Source organism: Nonomuraea sp. NPDC001684 (assembly GCF_053596515.1).
Genome location: NZ_JBSFGJ010000587.1, coordinates 1 through 4,889, shown reverse-complemented (window position 1 = coordinate 4,889; position 4,889 = coordinate 1). Strand labels below are relative to the sequence as shown.

The 4,889-nt window shown below is 72.4% G+C and carries 7 protein-coding genes; 6 read left to right on the top strand and 1 reads right to left on the bottom strand.

Annotated elements, in window-relative coordinates; translation table 11 throughout:
* The 3 genes from ACWCSD_RS47850 to ACWCSD_RS47840 all read left to right on the top strand — a co-directional run.
* Positions 1-867 (top strand): hypothetical protein (locus tag ACWCSD_RS47850; protein WP_449925688.1); only part of this gene is annotated, 867 nt, incomplete at its 5' end.
* Positions 868-923: 56 nt separating this feature from the next.
* Positions 924-1,196, top strand: coding sequence for a hypothetical protein (locus tag ACWCSD_RS47845; RefSeq protein ID WP_449925686.1), 273 nt, complete (start codon positions 924-926; stop codon positions 1,194-1,196).
* Positions 1,193-1,588, top strand: a complete 396-nt coding sequence (locus ACWCSD_RS47840; protein ID WP_449925684.1) for an SDR family oxidoreductase — start codon at positions 1,193-1,195, stop codon at positions 1,586-1,588. The genes ACWCSD_RS47845 and ACWCSD_RS47840 overlap by 4 nt, the downstream gene beginning before the upstream one ends.
* A gap of 112 nt (positions 1,589-1,700) precedes the next feature.
* Here ACWCSD_RS47840 and ACWCSD_RS47835 read toward each other — a convergent pair whose 3' ends face one another.
* On the bottom strand, positions 1,701-2,423 hold the full coding sequence (locus ACWCSD_RS47835) for a hypothetical protein (protein WP_449925683.1): 723 nt from the start codon (positions 2,421-2,423) through the stop codon (positions 1,701-1,703).
* A 374-nt stretch (positions 2,424-2,797) separates the two neighbouring features.
* On the opposite strand from ACWCSD_RS47835, the gene ACWCSD_RS47830 reads away from it, so the two are divergent.
* The 3 genes from ACWCSD_RS47830 to ACWCSD_RS47820 all read left to right on the top strand — a co-directional run bounded on the left by ACWCSD_RS47830 (position 2,798) and on the right by ACWCSD_RS47820 (position 4,821).
* Positions 2,798-3,112 (top strand): ArsR/SmtB family transcription factor, encoded by a 315-nt coding sequence (locus tag ACWCSD_RS47830; protein ID WP_449925681.1) that lies wholly within the window; start codon positions 2,798-2,800, stop codon positions 3,110-3,112.
* Positions 3,109-3,684, top strand: a complete 576-nt coding sequence (locus ACWCSD_RS47825; protein WP_449925679.1) for an SRPBCC family protein — start codon at positions 3,109-3,111, stop codon at positions 3,682-3,684. Before ACWCSD_RS47830 ends, ACWCSD_RS47825 begins: the two co-directional genes overlap by 4 nt.
* A gap of 144 nt (positions 3,685-3,828) precedes the next feature.
* Entirely contained in the window at positions 3,829-4,821 is a 993-nt protein-coding gene (locus ACWCSD_RS47820) for a carbohydrate kinase family protein (RefSeq protein ID WP_449925677.1), read from the top strand.
* Positions 4,822-4,889: the final 68 nt, after the last annotated feature.

Genomic DNA, 4,889 nt, shown 5'->3' with positions numbered 1-4,889 from the left:
CTGCCCGACGCCTCGCAGGCCGAGCAAGGAGTAGAGCAGGGGGACGAGCGCGCCGCTGACGCGCGGGTGCTGGAGGCGTGGGCGCGGGTGTGCCGGGCACGGCTGGCCGCCGACGAGCGGCTGCTGCTGGAGCTCATCCGCATGTTCCTGTCCAGGGAGCCGGTCGCCGGGCGGGTGCCCCAGGCGCTGACCGACCTGGGGCTGGTGCGGCAGGCGGAGCCGTACACGCTGAGCTGGCTCGGGCTGTGGGTGGCGCGGCTGATCATCGCCGAGACCGCCGGGCAGGAGATCCCCGTCATGGGGACGCTGGCCGGCGCCGACGCCGCCACCCTGCTGCACGGCCTGCGCTCCTACCCCGAGGCCGAGCGGAGCGAGGAGCTGGCGGGCTGGCTGGCCGGCCGCGACCGCGAGCCGGCCGCCGCCGAGATCGCCGGGGCGCTGGCCGGGGTGAGCCCGCTGAGCCGGGCGGTCGGCGTGGAGCTGCTGGAGTCGGGCCTCGGCGAGGAGGGCCGCCGGGCGCTGCGCGGCCTGCTGGAGGAGCCCCGGCTGGGCGCGGTCGTCGCGGCCAGGACGGGCCGCGAGGAACGGCGGCCCACCCCCGACGAGATCGCCTGGGTGCTGGTGGACATGGCTGCGGCGCTGCTGGAGTTCGGCGGCGGCGAGGCGGGAGAGGTGATCGACTCGATCGCCATGGGGATGGATGCGGAGGAGCAGGCGGGCACGATCGCGATCCTCGCCTTCAGCGACCACCCGTGGACGGGACGGGTCCTGCGGGTCGTCATCGACCACCACCCGGACGAGCGCGTCACGGCCGCGGCCCGCAAGGCCCTGCGCCGCCTGCGCGGCCTCGCCGACATCCGCACCTGACGGGACACGCCTGCGGGGCCGCGGGTGCGGCGGGCGGGGCCGGTAAAGTCGGCTTGATGACGAAGCATACGATCTCCCCGCAGAGCGGCATCCTGGGCGACGGCTTCGGCTGCGACTGCGGCGCGGTGCTGGCCGGGCGGATGGCGGCCGAGCTGCACGCCGCCGAGAACGGCCGGTGCTCGGCCTGTCTCGGCTCGGCGGTGGAGCAGCTGGCCCCCGACCTGACGCGCGGGTGCACGGTCTGCGCGGCGACCGGAGGCCGCAAGGAGCAGAGATCTCGCCGAGCAAGGCTGTGGCCCGGCACATGGGGGGCGAGCGTCCCGGTGTGATCCTGACGCTGTCGGAGCCGGGCGCCAAGCTGGCCGTTGGCGGCATCTTGGGACACGCCGTGAGCGCGGCCGGCAAGGAGGCGTTCTCCCGGGTTCTGGCCGCGGAGCTGGCGCCGAGCAATGTCCGGGTGATCGGCATCCGTCCTCACGCTGTCGTCGACGCGCCGGCCGCCGGTTCCTACACCAAGGAGCTCTTCGAGCAGGCGGCGGCAGCGGCCGGACAGTCGGTCGAGGAGATGCTCGACGGCGGGGCGATGGCGCAGGGGACGCTGCTCAAGAGGCTGCCGACGCTCTCCGAGATCGCGGAGACGGCCGCGTTCCTGGCGTCGGATCGAGCGGGGGCCATGACCGGGACGATCGCCAACCTGACCAGCGGCGCGATCGTCGACTGAGTTCAGATTCGCCAGGACGTTCGCCGGGCTGCGGGGGCAGTGAGGGCGCGGATGAACTTGATCATGGAGCGGTGGGTGCAGTCGTGCCGCCGCGAGCTGTGGTCCGAGGTTGTCAGAGGCCCGCGATGTCGATCGCCTGGTCGAGGTACGTCTCGGTGCTTCCGGGCCAGAAGCGCTCGTAGAGGAGATACTCCAGCGGGTCCCGCCGCTCGTCCGTCAGGAATTCGCGGGCGGCCCGGGGGTGGTTGGACAGGGCGGCCATGACGGCCGCCATGGGGTCGCGTTCGTCCAGGGGAATGGCGCACATCGGACGTGAGTCCGGACGGAGGTTCCGCCAGTACGGGGACGCGGGAGGCTGGCTGCGTTCGTAGTCGTAGACCTTGAAGGCGAGGTCGCGCAGGAACACGTCGGCGAAACAGCCGTATCGCAACAACTGCCCGAGCGCGAAACCGGTTTCCGGGTCATCGAGGTTTTCGAGCAGACGGTGAACGTAAGGGGTCGAGATCCTGGCCGCACTGGGTGCGCGCGAAGCGGTGCCGAGAAGCGTGCTCAGCGCCCTGGCCAGTCTGTCGAGGCTGGTGGACTGGATGGCATGCGCGCGGCGCAGACCGGCCAGAAGGCTCTTGAGCTGGCGCGGCGGCATCACGGCGGCGAACGCCACGGCGAAGTCGGGGTCGTTTCGGCGCTTTTCGAGTTCGGCCAAATCGTGGGAATCGATGGCGCCCTTCTTCCCCTCCGCTCCGCAGAACGACTGGACGAAGGAATCGTAACCACAAGAATGATCGGACAGCGCCGCCCCACTTTTCCTGATAAAAACGAAAAGTCGGGCAACCAATCTCCTCTAGAGACACCCTCTCGGGACAAATCGTTCGCCAGCGCCGCACATCACGAAGAGGTAACATTAGCGAGCCCTCGGACGGACACGAAAAAACCACATGCCCGACCGGAATCCCGGCCCCCGCAGCCACCGAGGCAGGCCCCCGGACGATCCCCCCTCATCGAACCGGACGCCGACGAACGACCTGTCCTCGGGCCAGATATCCGACGAGGCGACACAGCCGAGGAGACCTCGCGCCCCAAAGGGACCTCGCGAGCCGAGGGGATCTCGCGAGCCGCGACGAGTTCCGCGGCTCGCCGAAGGGCCCGCCGACAAGGGATGCGCGGCGTGTATACCTTGACAGGCATATACCCGCAAGAGAATATGAAGGCATGTCCGTCGACGCGTTCTCCGTGCTCTCCGAGCCGACCCGGCGTCGGATCCTCGATCGGCTCCGGATGGCCGAGAGCAGTGTGAACGAGCTGGTCGAGGCGCTCGATGTCAGCCAGCCCACGGTGTCCAAGCAGCTGAAGGTGCTCAGGGAGGCCGGGTTCGTCACCTGCCGCACCGAGGCGCAGCGGCGCATCTACCGCCTGCACGCCGGCCCCTTCCAGGCGCTGGACGACTGGCTTCAGCCGTACCGGGCCCTGTGGGGCACGCATCTCGACGCCCTTGAGCGCCATCTCGACAACCTGGAGCAGCCATGACCCCAGACGCGTACCGCCCGAGCCAGCCGGCCCAGGTCGGCAGCGAGGTGACGGAAGGTCGCTGGACCCTCGTCTTCGTCCGCGACCTGCGGCATCCGCCGGAGAAGGTGTGGCGGGCGCTGACCGAGCCCGGACAGCTCGCGGCGTGGGCGCCGTACACCGCCGACCGTGATCTTTCCGAGGCCGGTGGCGCGACCCTCACGATGATCGACGACGATAAGCCTCAGGACCTGGTGGCCGAGGTCGTCCGCGTCCAGCCGCGGACGCTGCTGGAGTACACGTTCGGCACCGACCTGCTGCGGTGGGAGCTGGCGGCGACCGGCGGCGGCACGCGTCTGACGCTGCGGCACACCGTCCTGGACCGCGACCTGCTGCCGAAGGTGGCGGCCGGGTGGCACCTCTGCCTCGACGTGGCCGACAGACTGCTCGACGGGCGGCCGATCCCGCCGATCCGGGGTGCGGTGGCGGTCGGCTTCGGCTGGTCGGAGCTGAACGACCGGTACGCCCGGCAGCTCGACGTCCCGAACACCGGCCTGCCCGGCCACCTGAAGGACGGCGACCAGACCTCCTGACGGGCCCGCACCACGCCGGACGCGGCCCCGGAGCCGACAGGGGCGGAGAAGGCGGCCGGGCTGCGATGATGAGCTCCCATCCGGAGACGTCGATGCAGCCCGGGGCGTACGGCATCGGCGGCGCGCGCCAGGAAGGCAGGCTCGATGATCGCTGTTCTGGGCGAGTGCGTCGCCGACGGCTTCACCACCGCGGCAGGCAGCGCCACAGGCGGCACGGCAGGCAGCGCGGCAGGCGGCGCAGGCGGCGCGGGGGGCGGCGCAGGGCAGGGCGGCGAGCTCGGGTTGCGGGTGCTGCCGGGCGGCGGCCCGGCCAACACGGCGGTGGCGCTGGCCAGGCTCGGCACGCCGGCCCGCTTCCTCGGACGCATCTCCGGCGACGTGTTCGGCGCGCTGTTCCGTGAACGGCTGGCGTCCTCGGGCGTGGACCTGTCGGCGGCCGTCGAGGCCGCGGAGCCGAGCACGCTCTCGGTCGCCGCGCTCGACGACGGCGGCCAGGCCGCCTACACCTTCTACGCGGGCGGCACCGCCGACTGGCAGTGGAGCCCGGACGAGCTGACCCCGGCCCGGCTCGGCCCGGCCGCCTGCCTGCACACCGGGTCGCTGGCGCTGGTGAGGGAGCCGGGCCGGGCGGCGGTCGAGGAGTTCGCGCGCGCGGCCGCCGCGCGGGCCACCGTCTCGGTGGATCCCAACGTGCGGCCCACTCTCGCCGCCCGCGAGGACTACCGGGTCGAGCGCTGGTGCCGGTGGGCCGACCTGCTCAAGCTCAGCGAGGACGACCTGCGCTTCCTGATGCCCGGCGTGCCGGTGGAACGCGCCTGCGACACCTGGCACGCCGCCGGGGCCCGGCTCGTCGTGGTGACCCGTGGGGCGGCGGGCGCGCTGGTGTCCCTCGACGGCGAACGGGCGGAGGTGCGGGCGCCGGAGGTCGTCGTCGTGGACACGGTCGGCGCCGGCGACTCCTTCACCGCCGGGCTCCTGCACGACCTGGGCGCGCGCGGCCTGCTCGGCGGCCGGCTCGACGGCCTCGACCTGGACACCGCCGTGGCCGCCGCGTCCTTCGCGGCCCGGGTGTCGGCGCTGACGTGCTCGGTGGCGGGCGCGAACCCGCCCTGGGCCGACGCCCTGGCCACCCCCTGACCGCAGCCCGCCCGCCGAGCTGTAGATCGCCGAGGTCGCGCACTCCGGAAGACGAGCGGTAACATCCG